Raw genomic sequence first — 14,949 nt, 5'->3', positions numbered from 1 at the left:
ATATAGTGCTGAGATACTTGAAAGGAGACATATACGTATGAAAACTTTAGGATACATATTAATGGAAAACGGTGAAAAAATCGACTTGGAATTTTTCCCAGAAGAAGCACCGAAAACAGTAGAAAACTTTAAAAAATTAGCAGAGCAAGGATTTTATGATGGTGTTACATTCCACCGTGTTATTCCTGGCTTCGTAAGCCAAGGTGGAGACCCAACAGGTACAGGTGCAGGTGGCCCAGGATACTCTATTCCATGTGAAACTGATGGAAACCCTCATAGACACCTTGTAGGATCACTTTCTATGGCTCACGCTGGCCGTAACACAGGCGGTAGCCAATTCTTTATCGTTCATGAGCCACAGCCGCATTTAGATGGTGTTCATACTGTATTCGGTAAAGCAACAAGCGGTATTGAAACAGTATTAAAAATGCGTCAAGGCGATGTAATGAAAGAAGTTAAAGTTTGGGAAGAATAAGGTAAGGAAAAAGAGAGCTTTTGCTCTCTTTTTTATTTTTAATGAGATTGAGTACTACTTCTACAGCTCATCATACAAGTAGTATTGTTGCTAAAATATATTGCTTGTGAGAACAAACCTTTAACCAATTACATAGAATACATTACATTATATGTTTCAATAAATATTTTTTGTTATATTAATTTTGCTAGAATTGTGCTGCTTTAGAGTAACTATAAATGAAGTGCTGTTGAATGATATGTTTCTTTCCATTCCATATAAAATTTTCTTTTTTTAACTCTATTTATTAAAGGAATAGTGCTGAAACATAGATTTGACTTTCTTCTTTTCGCTTTGTATGATTATCAAGTTGTTTTAGACTCTTCTCACTCTGTTGAAAATATTGTAAAATGAATGTGATATGAAAAGAGTGATTGAGGGGATTACTAGTTTGTAACTTTTGTAAGAAGGGATAAGGGTTATGTTAATTCGTTTTAAAAAAAGTTATGAAAAAATTGCAATGGGGCTTCTTTCGTTTATGCCAACTGAAAAAGATGTGAAAACATTACAATTGACAATGAAAGAATATGAAGCAAAAGATGATTGGCAATTGTATTTGTGGAAAGAAAATGAAGATTTTGTTGGAATAATGGGGATTGTAAAAAAAGAGAATCAAGTATTAGAAATTCAGCATTTGAGTGTGAACCCGTCTCACCGTCATGTGGGGATTGGGACGAAGATGGTTCAAGAGTTAAAGAGTAAATTTCTTGAGTTTACAATTTGCGGAAATGAGCAAACAGCAAGTTTTTGCGAAAAATGTAAAGGGCTAGAACAAAATATACATTCGTGAAAGCAGAGATAAGTAGTTTATTATCTCTGCTTTCTTTTTTGTAATTGTTCGTTTCGTTCAGTAATGACCTCTGTGCGATCACGCAAAGTGTGCTTGTTTATAATATATTCACCTGGGATAGCATTCAAGTCTTTCCAAGAGAGGTTTTGTTTTTGACATAACTCTATGCACTGCTTCTCTAACGATGAATCTGATAAGGGTAAAAATAAAGGTACAAAACGTTCTTTTTTATGGATAGATTGCAATCTTTCATTGAGCAAGGAAAGAAGTTGTACTTGATTAATTCCTAAACGTTGTAAAGGCACACCGCTTTTTTCTAAAATTGTAATTGCGCTTTTCATCATTTTTGTAGAACCATTCCAATTAGCACGTCTTTGGTGGTATAAAGAAACTGCAATTTGAATGAGACCAACTAAGTAATGATCACGATTACCTCTTGGTTTTGTCTTCCAATACTCTTCTAGTATTTCGTGGCATTCAAAATAGTCATAATCTCCATGGAAATGAATTAAAAATTGTATGTATTCGGTAGGATACATGTTTTCTCGCTCCTATCTAACGGTTATACATATAAGTGTATCATAGAAATATGAACAATAAACGACTAGGAGGTTTCCCCCTAGCCGTTATTGTTCATATTAGCAGAAGCAAGCTGCTCCTACAATAATTAGTAAAATAAACAGTACAACAAGTAATGCGAACCCACCGCTAAAACCACAATCAACGTGACCCATAGTTTTTTGACCTCCTACATTGTTCTTACTACACTGTTATCATATGAAGTGGTGGGCATGATGACATAGGCATCGGTCTATTTTTAATTAAATTTCTTAAAAAGGTTGGATAGAACATGAGTATGCTCTATACTTATGTTGTTATAGAAAAAATGTGGTGGGATGCTTTGTGCAATATAATTTTAAAGTAGAGGCTTTTGAAGGGCCGTTAGATCTATTGTTACATTTAATACATCGTTATGAAATTGATATATATAATATTCCTGTAGCAGATATTACAGAGCAATATTTATCTTATGTGCATACGATGAAAGAACTTCAATTAGATGTTGCAAGTGAGTATTTAGTAATGGCTGCAACGTTATTACAAATTAAAAGTAAGATGTTGTTGCCGAAACATGAAGAAGATGTACTTGATAACGGTGATGATTTTATAGATGATCCTCGTCAAGAATTGATGGAGAGGTTAATTGAATATAAGAAATATAAGCAAGTTGCTACTGAGTTAAAAGAAAGAGAACAAGAAAGAGCACAGCTATATACACGTCCACCAATTGACTTTACATCGTTGCAACAAGAAGAGGAGACAAGCTTACCTCTTGATGTTACGTTATATGATATGCTAGCAGCATTTCAAAAATTAATGCGCCGTAAAAAGGCAAAAAAACCTGTAACAACACGTATTACTCGTCAAGAAATACCAATTGAACAGCGAATGACTGATATTTTAAAACAGTTAAAAATAAAGGGTGGTCGCCAAAGTTTTTATGATTTGTTTGTTGATGATGAACGTGAAATAATGGTTGTAACATTTTTAGCAGTTCTGGAACTTATGAAAAATCAACAAATCATAATTGAGCAAGAACATAATTTTGATGAAATTTTCGTATCAAGCTCTAATAAATCTGCATAGAGCAAGTATGTGAAAATGGGATAGCAACATTTTATCTCATGCTATGTTTTAATGTATCGTTTGGAACAAGAGAAAAAATATTGAACCGAACGCATTAATTGTGATTCGGTTTTTTGATGTGTATTTTTATGAGAAAATAGAAGGAAGGAGCTCGTGAAATGGATAGGAAAGAACAAAAGTCAATTATTGAAGGCCTTTTATTTGTTTCTGGTGATGAAGGGATTTATCCAGAACAAATAGCGAAAGTTCTTGAAATTGAAATGAATGAAGCAATTAATATTTTAGAAGAAATGCAACAAGAATGTGAAGGTGCAAACCGTGGTTTGCAAATTGTACAGTATGCAAAAGTATATCGTTTTGCTACAAAGAAAGAACATGCTTCATATTATCAAAAATTAATAGATACACCAACAGCTGCTTCACTCTCACAAGCTGCCCTCGAAACGTTAGCGATTGTTGCATATCGCCAACCAATCACAAGGACTGAAATGGAAGAGATTAGAGGAGTTAAAACTGATAAGGCGTTACAAACGTTGGTTTCACATTTACTTATAAAAGAAATGGGAAGAGCAGAAGGACCAGGGCGTCCTATTTTATACGGAACAACAAAAGAATTTTTAGACACATTTGGATTGAAAACATTAGATGATTTACCACCGCTTTCTGAAGAGAATGAACAAATGAATGAAGCAGATTTATTCTTCGGTTCCTTACAAGAGATATCGAAATAAAAGCTTAGCATTTTGCTAAGCTTTTTTTGTATATCAATTATTTACAGTGCCATACTAAATGAAAAAAGGAGACGAGTTATGAGAGGTATGCGGATTATTTTATTATTAGTTTCTGTATTATTATGTTTTTCTTTAAATAGCGCATCAGCTAAAAGGTATATGATTTCCATTCATACTACGTCTCCTTTGCATATGCATCGGCAACATCTTAGTAAAATGAAAGTGAGCTTTTTAAAAGTGGGGCAAGGTGACGCAACACTTATTATAATGCCAAATGGACAAACAATGTTAATTGATGGAGGACCTTATGAAGCAGGAGAGGTTATTATTCAGAAATTAATTGAGAAAGGGATTAATCATTTAGATGTAATTGTCAGCACGCATCCCGATATGGATCATATAGGGGGGGTAATTCCAATTGTAGAGCAAATGCCAGTATCGCTTATATTAGATAGCGGAAAAACATATAGTTCTCTTACTTATCATACGTATCGGAATAATATAAAAAAAAGAAGGATACCTTTCGTTTCAGTAAAGGAAGGACAATATATACCGCTGGATCCACATGTTTCTATACAAGTATTAAACAACGGGAAATCAAAAGATGAAAATAATGAATCCTCAATTGTTTTAAAGGTGCGATATGGAAAAGCGGATTTTTTATTAATGGGTGACGCGGATGTACGGACAGAACATGAAATATTAAAACAATTTGATGTCCATGCAGATGTGTTAAAAGTGGGGCATCACGGCTCATATACTTCAACAAGTGAAACGTTTATAAAAAAAGTGGAACCGCAGTTTGCTATTTTGTCGTACGGGAGTAGTAATCCGTATGGACATCCTCACCAAAGTGTAGTGAAACGCTTAAAAAGGCACGGTATAATGGTATATAGAACGAATAAAAGTACAGTAGAAATGGAAACAGATGGTGAACATATTATGTTAGAGTCTAGCGGGTTAATGCCATTATTGAAGTGATTTCTATATTAGGGGGCGATACTGTCCCTTTTTGGAAAAATGAATAATATATATTATAATTATAAGAGACGTAAGAAATTTCCTTTTCTGTTGAATAAAAAGGAAATTTTATTAGAATGTATAGACAACTACTCGTGTGTATATTAAGATGGAACTAGGCGAATAAGGTAATAATAACAAGTAGGTAATTCATGGGAAAGGATCGATGAAAATGAAAACGCAAATTGTCATCAATGCCAAAATTTACACAGGTCAAGAAATAGTGGAAAACGGATTTATTCGTTACGCAGAAACCATTAAAGAAATTGGTTTGATGGCTCAATATGTACCACAAGAAAATGAAACTGTTTTTGATGCTACAGGGAAGATTGTAATTCCAGGTATGATCGATGTTCATATTCATGGTGGATACGATATTGATGCGATGGATGCAAATAGCGATGGGTTAGTAACTCTAGGTAAAGAAATGTTAAAAGAAGGGGTTACAACTTACTTCCCAACAACAATGACACAAGCTCCAGAGGCAATTGAAGCAGCGTTAACTGCTGCAAAAGAAGCAAAAGAAAAAGGAGCGCATTTCGAATATATTCACTTAGAAGGACCTTATGTTTCAAAGAAACGTGCAGGTGCACAACCACTGGAACATATCGTTCCTGCAAATATTGAGCAATTTAAACAATGGCAAGAAGCAAGTGGGAATTTAATTAAATTAGTAACATATGCACCAGAAGAAGAGGGAGCATTAGAGTTTGAACAATATCTTGCTGAAACTGGTGTAGTTGGCACAATGGGGCATACAGATGCAATTGATGGGCAACTAAAAAATAGAAAAATTACACATGCAACACATTTATACAATCAAATGCGTGGATTACATCACCGTGAACCAGGAGTTGTTGGTCATGTGTTATTAAATCCAGATGTAATGGTTGAAGTAATTACAGATGGTATTCATATTCACCCTGATATGGTGAAATTAGCATATAAGTTAAAAGGACCAAAAAAAGTAAGTGTTATTACTGACGCAATGCGTGCAAAAGGTCTTGAAGATGGATTATATGAGCTTGGCGGACAGCCAGTACATGTAAAAGATGGTAGTGCTCGATTAGAAGATGGAACGTTAGCTGGTAGTATTCTAAAAATGGATCAAGCTTTCCGAAATGTAATTGAATTTACAGGTTGTTCAATCGAAGATGCAGTACTGATGACATCAGTTAACCAAGCAGAAGAGTTTGGATTAAATAATAAAGGTGCATTAGCGGTAGGAAAAGATGCAGACTTTGTGGTGATGAATGAAGATTTACATGTATATGATACGGTTCGTTTAGGAATTCATATGAAGGAAGGGAAGTAATTAAATGAATATTCTTGTTGTAAAAACTCCAGAAGAACTAGCAGAAGCAGGTTATAAATTAATTGAAGAAGTTGTAAAAACAAAAGAAAATCCAACATTAGGAATGGCTACAGGAAGCTCTCCATTAGGTATTTATGCAGAAATGCGAAAAAATAAACTTGATACAAGCCGTGTAACCACTGTAAACTTAGATGAGTACGTAAATTTACCACATGAAGATAAAAACAGCTATCACTATTTCATGCAAGAACAGTTGTTTGATCATCTTCCATTTAAACAAACTTATGTACCAAACGGGATGGCAAGTGATTTAGAGGAAGAGTGCAAACGTTACGAGAGCATTCTAGCTGCTAACCCAGTTGACCTACAGATTCTTGGAATCGGTGAAAACGGTCACATCGGATTTAATGAGCCAGGAACACCGTTTAATTCTCCAACAAACATTGTTGAATTAACAGAATCTACACGCCAAGCAAACCTTCGCTTCTTCGAAAAAGAAGAAGATGTGCCAACTCATGCGATTACAATGGGAATTGGAAGCATTATGAAAGCGAAACAAGTTCTACTTGTTGCTATGGGTTCTAAAAAGGCAGAAGCTGTTAAAGAATTATTGCAAGGTGAATATAGTGAAGAGTGTCCGGCTACAGTTTTACAACGTCATCCGAATGTAACCGTAATCGCTGATCAAGAAGCTCTATCTTTATGCAGTGAGGCGATTGCTGATGAACATCGACAAGTATTCACCATTTCCGATCTATTATCAGATTCAAGAGTGGGTGAAACAGCTAATTGAGGACGGCGAATGGAAGCCGGGAGATAAAATCCCATCTGAGAATGAACTTTGTGATAAGTTCGAAGTGAGTCGAATGACAATCAGACAGGCGATTAATAATTTAGTGGAACAAGGCTATTTATATCGGAAGCGTGGAATTGGAACATTTGTCCAACTTCCGAAAGTGGAACAAAAATTGCAAGGAATGACGGGATTCACAGAAGACATGATTTCTCGTGGGATGAACCCAAGTAGTCAATTACTTAGTTTCCGCCTAGTTCCAGCTACTGCTAAAATAGCAGACCGGTTGAGAATACAGGAGGGGGAATCGGTTTATGAAGTGAGGCGTATTCGCTTAGCTGATGATGAACCGATTGCTTTTGAGACGACATATTTGTCGCCAGCTCTTGTAAAAGATATTGACGAAGAGATATTGCAACAATCTTTATATGAACATTTAGAGAAAAAACTGGGCTTTAAACTTGTTAGCGCTACTCAGTCAATTGAAGCTTCCGTTGCGACGGAAAATGAAGCTGAACATCTGCATATTCCTAAAAAGGCGCCTGTACTTGTAATGCGTCAATGGTCATATTCAGAAGGTGAGGTACCGCTAGAGTACGTGAAATGTATTTATCGTGGAGATCGTTATAAATTTATTACGAATATCGCACGTAACAAATAGTATATTTCAGTTTGTGAAGTACAGTGGAATTGAAAATGGTTAACATGTAAAGAAATAAAAATACGACTCATCCTTATAAGGAATGAGTCGTATTTTTATTATGAGCAATTACGTGGTTAACAGCATCTTTGACGTGATTTACTACATAGTGAGCGTGATTTTTTACTGCATCATCTGCTTGTGACATAGCAAAACTGTGAGGAGTTAAAGAAAACATAGGAATGTCATTGTAAGAATCCCCTATACAAGCAATTTCCTCAGGTTTTATTTGAAACTCATTTAATAAAACAGAAATGGCAGAGCCTTTACTAACATTCGGTGGCATTACATCTAAACATTGTTCTGCTGAGATGAAAGTACTAACTTTCCCGTGGAATTTTTCATCAATTTTTTTCTGAAGGAGTTGTAAGCTCTCCTTTGTTCCGCCGACAGAAATTTTATTTGGGAAAATTGTATCATCAATCTTCTGTAGTAAGTTTGGTTCTTCAACAGAAGTCATAGTTACTTGTTGTTCAAGTTCTTGAATAAAAGGTGTTTTCTCTTCAATGTAATAATTATGCTCATCACTTACATAACGGAAATAAGGCTCTTCATTCGTCATAGCTAACAAATCGGGAAGTATGCTGGAATCAAAAGTTGCAGATAATAGTTGTTTATTTTCATGTGTATATACAAAAACACCATTTACACTAATACGATGAAAATTTGTATTTACAGCTTTCATTAAGTCTGCAATTTCATTATCAAGTCTTCCGGAAGCGAAGCAAAGAATAACATTTTGTTCGGCAAGGCTGCGCAGTGCCGCAACATCTTGTTCATCAATAAGACCTCCGTGTTGCATCATTGTACCATCGATATCACTTACAAACATTTTAATCATGCTGTTATCTCCTTTCTATGTACAGTTGCTCTTACATTATACGCATCATATATAAACATGTCTAAAAAATGAATTTTTATTAAATGGCAGATGTTTTACATTGACGACAAAGAAGAATATTCTGTAACATAAAAGTAGGCTATTTAAGTACGAGGGTGGTGTTATATGAGTAATTATCTAGAAATTAAAAAAGTTTTAAATAATAATGTCATCATTGCTAGCCATCCGGAACACGAGGAAGTAGTAGTGATTGGTAAAGGAATTGGATTTGGGAAAAAAGCGAAAGATGTATTGGAGCAAGAACAAATCGAAAAAATGTTTGTCTTAAAAAATGAACGTGATCGTGAACAATACAAATTATTAGTGCCGCATATTAGTGAAAAATTAATTGAATTGATGAACGATATTATGCTGTACATTCAAGGAAAAGCGAAATCTCCACTAAATGAACATATTCATATTGCGTTAACAGATCATATTTCATTTGCGATTAAAAGGTTAAAACAAGGACTTACAATTGATAACCCTTTTTTAGTTGAAACAAAAATGCTCTATCCAGAGGAATATGAAATTGCGGAAGGTGTTGTAGAACTTTTAAATTCTCGTTTGCAAATTACATTGCCTGAAGGAGAAATTGGTTTTATTGCACTGCACATTTACAGTTCGCTTACAAATTCTGATTTATCTTCAGTTAATCAAAACTCCCGTCTCATTGCACAACTTGTATCTTTAATTGAGACAAACTTACAAATTACATTAGATCAAGAGAGCATTCATTATTTACGTCTTATTCGTCATCTTCAATATGCTATTGAGAGGGTGAAAAAAGGAGAAAAAGTAGAGGAATCGCAAAGTTTTGCTGATTTATTAAAGGCGGAGTATCCAGTTTGCTATAACTTGGCTTGGAAGCTAGTTAAGGTCATGCAAAAAGAGTTGCAACTACCTGTATATGAAGCTGAAAGTATTTATTTAACGATGCACTTGCAACGCTTAGTAAAGGCAGAGCATGTGTAAAAAGTCATATATTTTTGTCTAAAATGAAAACGTTAAAAAAAATGATTGAATCGCTTACAATAGTTATGTATAATAACTATTGCAAAGTTATACAAATTTCGACAAACACATTAAGGTGAGTAACGAAAACGTTTGCCTTAATTATAGTGAACTTATACGTAAACCTATTTTTGACACGTGTTACTGATTCGATCAGGCATGAGTGGAGAAAAGTAAGGAATGTAAGCTAGAGAAAGGGATATACTACCCTTTGTATAGCTATCGTTCTATCTTTTTTTCCTCATGTCTTTTTGGCGTTTGTCGGAAGGTATCAATATAGATAAGAGAGGAAGGGTTTCCATGTTTAAGAATATCTTTGGTGTTCTTCAAAAAGTCGGAAAAGCGTTAATGCTTCCAGTAGCGATTTTACCGGCGGCAGGTATTTTACTTGGATTTGGTAATGCATTTCAAAATCCACAGTTAACAAATGTTATTCCTGCTTTAAAAGCAGATTGGTTCGTAATGGTTGCAAAAATTATGGAACAATCTGGTGATATTATTTTCGCTAACCTTGCATTATTATTCGCAGTTGGGGTAGCAATTGGTTTAGCTGGTGGAGACGGAGTAGCTGGTTTAGCAGCATTCGTCGGCTACTTAATTATGAACAAAACGATGAGTGTGTTCTTAGAAGTAGATAAGCTAGTGAAAGTAACAAGTTCTGGAGCAGACCCAGTAAAAATTGGATTTGCAGATCCAGCGTATGCAAACGTATTAGGTATTCCAACGCTACAAACAGGGGTATTTGGTGGTATTATCGTCGGTATAGTAGCGGCATATTGCTATAATAAATACTTCAACATTGAATTACCATCATACTTAGGTTTCTTTGCAGGTAAGCGTTTCGTACCGATCGCAACTGCAACATTCTCTTTAATAGTAGGTATTATCATGTGCTTCGTTTGGCCATACATTCAAGGTGGCTTAAACACGTTCTCACATCAAATGATTGATGCAAATAGAACAATCGCAGCATTTATATTCGGTTTAATTGAACGTTCATTAATTCCATTTGGATTACATCACATTTTCTATTCACCGTTCTGGTTCGAATTCGGTCAGTATACAAATGCAGCTGGCGAATTAATCCGTGGTGACCAAAAAATCTTTATGGCACAGTTAAAAGACGGTGTAGAATTAACAGCAGGTACATTTACAACTGGTAAGTATCCGTTCATGATGTTCGGTCTTCCAGCAGCAGCTTTAGCAATGTACCATGAAGCACGTCCAGAAAATAAAAAATTAGCAGCAGGTATTTTAGGTTCTGCAGCATTAACATCTTTCTTAACAGGTATTACAGAGCCACTTGAATTTTCATTCTTATTCGTAGCGCCAGTATTATTCGGAATTCACGCTGTATTTGCTGGTCTATCATTTATGACAATGCAAATTTTAGGTGTTAAAATTGGTATGACATTCTCTGGTGGTTTAATTGACTTCCTATTATTCGGTGTACTACCAGGCCGTACAGCATGGTGGTGGGTAATTATTGTTGGTCTTGTACTAGCAGTTATTTACTACTTCGGATTCCGCTTTGCAATTCGTAAATGGAATCTAAAAACACCTGGTCGTGAAGTGGCAAATGCAAATGACGGCGCAGGAAAAGCAGAAGCAGGCGAACTTCCTCGTGAAGTATTAGTAGCACTTGGTGGTAAAGAAAACATTGCTTCTTTAGATGCTTGTATTACTCGTTTACGTGTTCAAGTTAACGAACAAAAGAATGTAAACAAAGACCGCTTAAAAGAACTTGGAGCAGCTGGTGTACTTGAAGTTGGAAATAACATTCAAGCTATTTTCGGACCGAAATCTGACACATTAAAATCACAAATTCATGATATTATGTCAGGTCGTACACCTCATGTTGAAAAAGAAGAACCTGTAAAAGTGGAAGAAACTCCTCAAAAAGTTGATGAAAATGAAACAATTGTATCACCAATCGAAGGGAAAATCTTACCAATTACAGAAGTGCCTGACCAAGTATTCTCAGGAAAAATGATGGGAGACGGATTTGCAATTGAGCCAACTGAAGGAACAGTAGTTTCTCCAGTGAACGGTGAGATTGTCAATGTATTCCCTACAAAACATGCGATTGGTATTCAATCTGAAGGAGGAAAAGAAATTTTAATCCACTTCGGTATTGATACTGTAAAATTAAATGGTGAAGGTTTTGAAGCGCTTGTAGCACAAGGCGACAAGGTGAAACAAGGCCAACCATTATTAAAAGTAGATCTTGCATTTGTAAAAGAAAATGCACCATCTATCATTACACCAATTGTCTTTACAAACTTACAACAAGGGCAACAAGTCGAATTGAAAAAAGATGGAAATGTTAAGAAGGGCGAAACCGCTATTATTGACATTCAGTAGGAATTTGACGCAAAATGTTTATAATTATAATAGGCGATGTGGTTGACCGAACATCGCCTATTATATACAATAGATGATGTAGTACTCACGTCTATACAACTAAAAAATACTGTAATTTAAAGGAGATAAATTATCATGGAAAAAATCTTTAAAGTAACTAGCGACTCAGGAATTCATGCTCGTCCAGCAACTCTACTTGTAAACACTGCAAGCAAATTCGGTTCTGACATTAACTTAGAGTATAACGGAAAGAACGTTAACTTAAAATCAATCATGGGCGTTATGTCTTTAGGCATTCAACAAAACGCAGAAATTAAAATCACTGCAAATGGTGATGATGCAGCTCAAGCACTAGCAGCTATCGAAGAAACTATGAAAAACGAAGGATTAGGAGAATAATGACTCTTAACATTCAAGGGATCGCTGCATCAAGTGGGATTGCTATTGCAAAGGCTTTCAGACTTGAAAATCCTGAATTTAACATCGAAAAGAAATCAATTACAAACGAAGCTGCAGAAATTGCACGCTTAGACGCTGCGCTTGAGAAAGCAAAAACTGAATTAGAAGCTATTAAGGACCACGCATTTGCTGAGCTAGGTGCTGACAAAGCTGCGATCTTTGAAGCACATTTATTAGTGTTAAATGATCCAGAACTAGTAAACCCAGTAAAAGATAAAGTAAATAGCGAAAAAGTAAATGCTGAATTTGCAATGGATGAAGTTGCATCAATGTTTATTTCTATGTTTGAAAACATGGATAACGAATATATGAAAGAACGTGCTGCGGACATTCGTGACGTAACAAGACGCGTTCTTGCACATTTACTAGGAATTAACTTCTCAAATCCTGGTACAATTTCTGAAGAGGTAATCATCATTGCTGAAGATTTAACACCATCTGATACAGCTCAATTAAACCGTAAGTATGCAAAAGGTTTCACTACTGATATCGGTGGACGTACATCTCACTCTGCAATTATGGCTCGTTCTATGGAAATTCCAGCTGTTGTTGGTACAAAAGTTGTTATGGAGAAAATCCAAAACGGCGATATCGTTATCATTGACGGTTTAGATGGAGAAGTAATTGTAAACCCATCAGAAGAAACTCTTCGTTCGTTTGAAGAAAAGAAAGCGAAATTTGAAGAGCAAAAAGCTGAATGGGCTAAATTAAAAGACCAAGCTACTGTAACAAGTGACGGACATCACGTTGAGCTTGTTGCAAATATCGGAACACCAAATGATGTACAAGGTATTATCGATAATGGCGGAGAAGGCGTTGGCTTATACCGTACAGAATTCTTATACATGGGCCGTGACAATCTTCCAACAGAAGAAGAGCAGTTCGAAGCGTATAAAGCAGTTCTTGAAGGTGTAAAAGAAGGTCAACCAGTCGTTGTTCGTACACTTGACATCGGTGGAGATAAAGAGCTTCCATACTTACATTTACCAAAAGAAATGAACCCATTCTTAGGATACCGTGCAATTCGCTTATGTCTTGATGAGCAAGATGTGTTCCGTACACAACTTCGTTCATTACTTCGTGCTAGCGTATACGGTAACTTAAAAATTATGTTCCCAATGATTGCAACTCTTGATGAGTTCCGTCAAGCGAAAGCGATTTTATTAGAAGAGAAAGCGAAACTTGTAGAAGCGGGTACAACTGTTTCTGATTCTATTGAAGTTGGTATGATGGTTGAAATCCCAGCTTCAGCAGTATTAGCAGATCAATTCGCGAAAGAAGTTGACTTCTTCTCTATCGGAACAAATGATTTAATCCAATACACAATGGCTGCAGACCGTATGAACGAACAAGTATCATACTTATACCAACCATATAACCCATCTATTTTACGTCTTGTAAAAATGGTTATCGATGCTGCTCATAAAGAAGGCAAATGGGCTGGTATGTGTGGTGAGATGGCGGGCGATTCACTTGCTATCCCATTATTATTAGGATTAGGTTTAGATGAGTTCAGTATGAGTGCAACATCTATTCTTCCTGCAAGAACACAGCTAAGCAAGTTGTCAAAAGCAGAAATGGAAACATTAGCAGAAAAAGCATTAATGATGTCAACTGCTGAAGAAGTTGTTGAACTAGTTAAAAGCATATAATTAATAAAAAAACCTGAGTCGATTTGAAATCGGTCTCAGGTTTTTTCTATGAGAAAAGTAAATCTTATTTGCTTACTATCGAGGATAAGAGACAGAATTAGATAGCGATTGCAACGATATCAGTTGGGCATACACGTAAAATACCAGTAAAAGTATTTCGATTTTGATTGTTCTTATCGTCTTTATTGTTATCTTTGTTGTCTTTGTTATTACGAGCTAAAGCAGAGAAAAGAGCAACACCGTTAGCGAAACCTTCAAAAATAACATTGTTGAATGTGCCGTTACCTCTAATGCTTAAAAGAGAAAGTTCTGTTCCAACTGAAATGTTAGCAAGTACGTTACATACAGCTGGTTGTTGTGGTCTAACCTCTCTCTCTCTCTCTTTCTCGCGATGGTCGCGCTCTCTTTCATGATGATGACATTCTCTAAAGTTATCACAGCATCCAAATGATCCAAACATAATCCTCATCACCCCCTTCACACTTATAATCTATGTAAGTTCGGTAGTTAGTGACTGGACAGAGAGTGGAATTTTTTCTAGGGGATTTTCTCATTTTAAATGACTAGCTGGGTGTTTAGTATGGAATGATGTTTAAAATAGGGGGAATATAACAAAAAAATGTAAAAACCACCGAAATAAATGAAATGGGTAGCCTTTACACTTTTTTACTTTTATATAAAACGATGATATATACAGGAAGAGCTAGGAGTAGTGGTACAATGGATCGTGCAGTATGTTTTTCTGATTCTAATTGGAATGCTTCTTCTTTTGGAAATTGTAAAATGGAGATGTTTGCGGCATCACCAATAAAATATAGAAGCAGTACAGTTACTATGTAACATAAAAGTGCGATAAAGCTTCCGTATGAACTCAATGAAAATCCCTCTCTTGTTATCTATTTGTTATCATTGTATCACAATTGTAACAAAAATACACGGGTATATTTCAACGTCTTAACAAAATTCGACACGAAACGTCACGTTTATTTATGAGAAGGGAATAGAATATACTTTTCCATAAGTATAAATGTCGAATGATTTGTAGTAATATTACAAAAGTATGACAGGGA

17 protein-coding genes are annotated in these 14,949 nt (G+C 35.5%); 12 read left to right on the top strand and 5 right to left on the bottom strand.

Going from position 1 to position 14,949, the window contains the following annotated elements; translation table 11 throughout:
* The first annotated feature begins 37 nt into the window (after nt 1–37).
* Nucleotides 38–475 (top strand): peptidylprolyl isomerase, encoded by a 438-nt coding sequence (locus V6946_RS21660; protein WP_000853782.1) that lies wholly within the window; start codon nt 38–40, stop codon nt 473–475.
* Between the two features lie 460 nt (nt 476–935).
* Nucleotides 936–1,304: a GNAT family N-acetyltransferase RibT gene (gene ribT, locus V6946_RS21655; protein ID WP_000908401.1), complete on the top strand. Its 369-nt coding sequence runs from the start codon at nt 936–938 to the stop codon at nt 1,302–1,304.
* 20 nt (nt 1,305–1,324) lie between these two features.
* Here ribT and V6946_RS21650 read toward each other — a convergent pair whose 3' ends face one another.
* Together V6946_RS21650 and V6946_RS21645 are read right to left on the bottom strand one after the other, a co-directional pair.
* Complete coding sequence (locus tag V6946_RS21650) at nt 1,325–1,843, bottom strand: DUF309 domain-containing protein (RefSeq protein WP_000283597.1); 519 nt, start codon at nt 1,841–1,843, stop codon at nt 1,325–1,327.
* Between the two features lie 99 nt (nt 1,844–1,942).
* Entirely contained in the window at nt 1,943–2,038 is a 96-nt protein-coding gene (locus V6946_RS21645) for a YjcZ family sporulation protein (RefSeq protein ID WP_000510194.1), read from the bottom strand.
* A 169-nt stretch (nt 2,039–2,207) separates the two neighbouring features.
* Between V6946_RS21645 and scpA the strand changes: the two genes are divergently transcribed.
* The 6 genes from scpA (at nt 2,208) to phnF (ending at nt 7,471) form a co-directional block, all read left to right on the top strand.
* Nucleotides 2,208–2,951, top strand: a complete 744-nt coding sequence (gene scpA, locus V6946_RS21640; protein ID WP_001199753.1) for a segregation/condensation protein A — start codon at nt 2,208–2,210, stop codon at nt 2,949–2,951.
* Between the two features lie 158 nt (nt 2,952–3,109).
* Complete coding sequence (scpB, locus tag V6946_RS21635; protein ID WP_000375168.1) at nt 3,110–3,682, top strand: segregation/condensation protein ScpB; 573 nt, start codon at nt 3,110–3,112, stop codon at nt 3,680–3,682.
* Between the two features lie 78 nt (nt 3,683–3,760).
* Nucleotides 3,761–4,663 carry a ComEC/Rec2 family competence protein gene (locus V6946_RS21630; RefSeq protein ID WP_406622113.1) on the top strand — a complete coding sequence of 301 codons (903 nt, stop codon included), beginning with the start codon at nt 3,761–3,763 and terminating at the stop codon, nt 4,661–4,663.
* A 211-nt stretch (nt 4,664–4,874) separates the two neighbouring features.
* The gene (gene nagA / locus V6946_RS21625) at nt 4,875–6,017 is read left to right on the top strand and encodes an N-acetylglucosamine-6-phosphate deacetylase (RefSeq protein ID WP_006928115.1); all 1,143 of its coding nucleotides are present in this window, start codon (nt 4,875–4,877) and stop codon (nt 6,015–6,017) included.
* A 4-nt stretch (nt 6,018–6,021) separates the two neighbouring features.
* Complete coding sequence (nagB, locus tag V6946_RS21620; protein WP_001024210.1) at nt 6,022–6,810, top strand: glucosamine-6-phosphate deaminase; 789 nt, start codon at nt 6,022–6,024, stop codon at nt 6,808–6,810.
* Nucleotides 6,740–7,471 (top strand): phosphonate metabolism transcriptional regulator PhnF, encoded by a 732-nt coding sequence (gene phnF, locus V6946_RS21615; protein WP_366981358.1) that lies wholly within the window; start codon nt 6,740–6,742, stop codon nt 7,469–7,471. The genes nagB and phnF overlap by 71 nt, the downstream gene beginning before the upstream one ends.
* A gap of 73 nt (nt 7,472–7,544) precedes the next feature.
* Here the strand turns inward: phnF and V6946_RS21610 are convergent, their stop codons facing one another.
* Complete coding sequence (locus tag V6946_RS21610) at nt 7,545–8,351, bottom strand: Cof-type HAD-IIB family hydrolase (RefSeq protein ID WP_000594248.1); 807 nt, start codon at nt 8,349–8,351, stop codon at nt 7,545–7,547.
* Between the two features lie 165 nt (nt 8,352–8,516).
* On the opposite strand from V6946_RS21610, the gene glcT reads away from it, so the two are divergent.
* The 4 genes from glcT to ptsP all read left to right on the top strand — a co-directional run bounded on the left by glcT (nt 8,517) and on the right by ptsP (nt 13,879).
* Nucleotides 8,517–9,365 (top strand): glucose PTS transporter transcription antiterminator GlcT, encoded by an 849-nt coding sequence (gene glcT / locus V6946_RS21605; RefSeq protein WP_000073858.1) that lies wholly within the window; start codon nt 8,517–8,519, stop codon nt 9,363–9,365.
* A 339-nt stretch (nt 9,366–9,704) separates the two neighbouring features.
* Complete coding sequence (ptsG, locus tag V6946_RS21600; RefSeq protein ID WP_000475799.1) at nt 9,705–11,768, top strand: PTS glucose transporter subunit IIABC; 2,064 nt, start codon at nt 9,705–9,707, stop codon at nt 11,766–11,768.
* A gap of 135 nt (nt 11,769–11,903) precedes the next feature.
* On the top strand, nt 11,904–12,167 hold the full coding sequence (ptsH, locus tag V6946_RS21595; RefSeq protein ID WP_000411080.1) for a phosphocarrier protein HPr: 264 nt from the start codon (nt 11,904–11,906) through the stop codon (nt 12,165–12,167).
* Entirely contained in the window at nt 12,167–13,879 is a 1,713-nt protein-coding gene (gene ptsP, locus V6946_RS21590; protein ID WP_406622112.1) for a phosphoenolpyruvate--protein phosphotransferase, read from the top strand. Before ptsH ends, ptsP begins: the two co-directional genes overlap by 1 nt.
* Before the next feature lie 97 nt (nt 13,880–13,976).
* On the opposite strand, the gene V6946_RS21585 is transcribed toward ptsP, so the two are convergent.
* Both V6946_RS21585 and V6946_RS21580 read right to left on the bottom strand, forming a co-directional pair.
* Nucleotides 13,977–14,339, bottom strand: a complete 363-nt coding sequence (locus tag V6946_RS21585) for a DUF3915 domain-containing protein (RefSeq protein WP_006928123.1) — start codon at nt 14,337–14,339, stop codon at nt 13,977–13,979.
* A gap of 196 nt (nt 14,340–14,535) precedes the next feature.
* Nucleotides 14,536–14,754 (bottom strand): hypothetical protein, encoded by a 219-nt coding sequence (locus V6946_RS21580; RefSeq protein ID WP_000100485.1) that lies wholly within the window; start codon nt 14,752–14,754, stop codon nt 14,536–14,538.
* Nucleotides 14,755–14,949: the final 195 nt, after the last annotated feature.

Source organism: Bacillus sp. PPSBB_2 (assembly GCF_045291115.1).
In the GTDB taxonomy this organism is placed as follows: domain Bacteria; phylum Bacillota; class Bacilli; order Bacillales; family Bacillaceae_G; genus Bacillus_A; species Bacillus_A cereus.
Note: the sequence above shows the minus strand (reverse complement) of the source record. Positions and strands in the feature narration are given on the sequence as shown.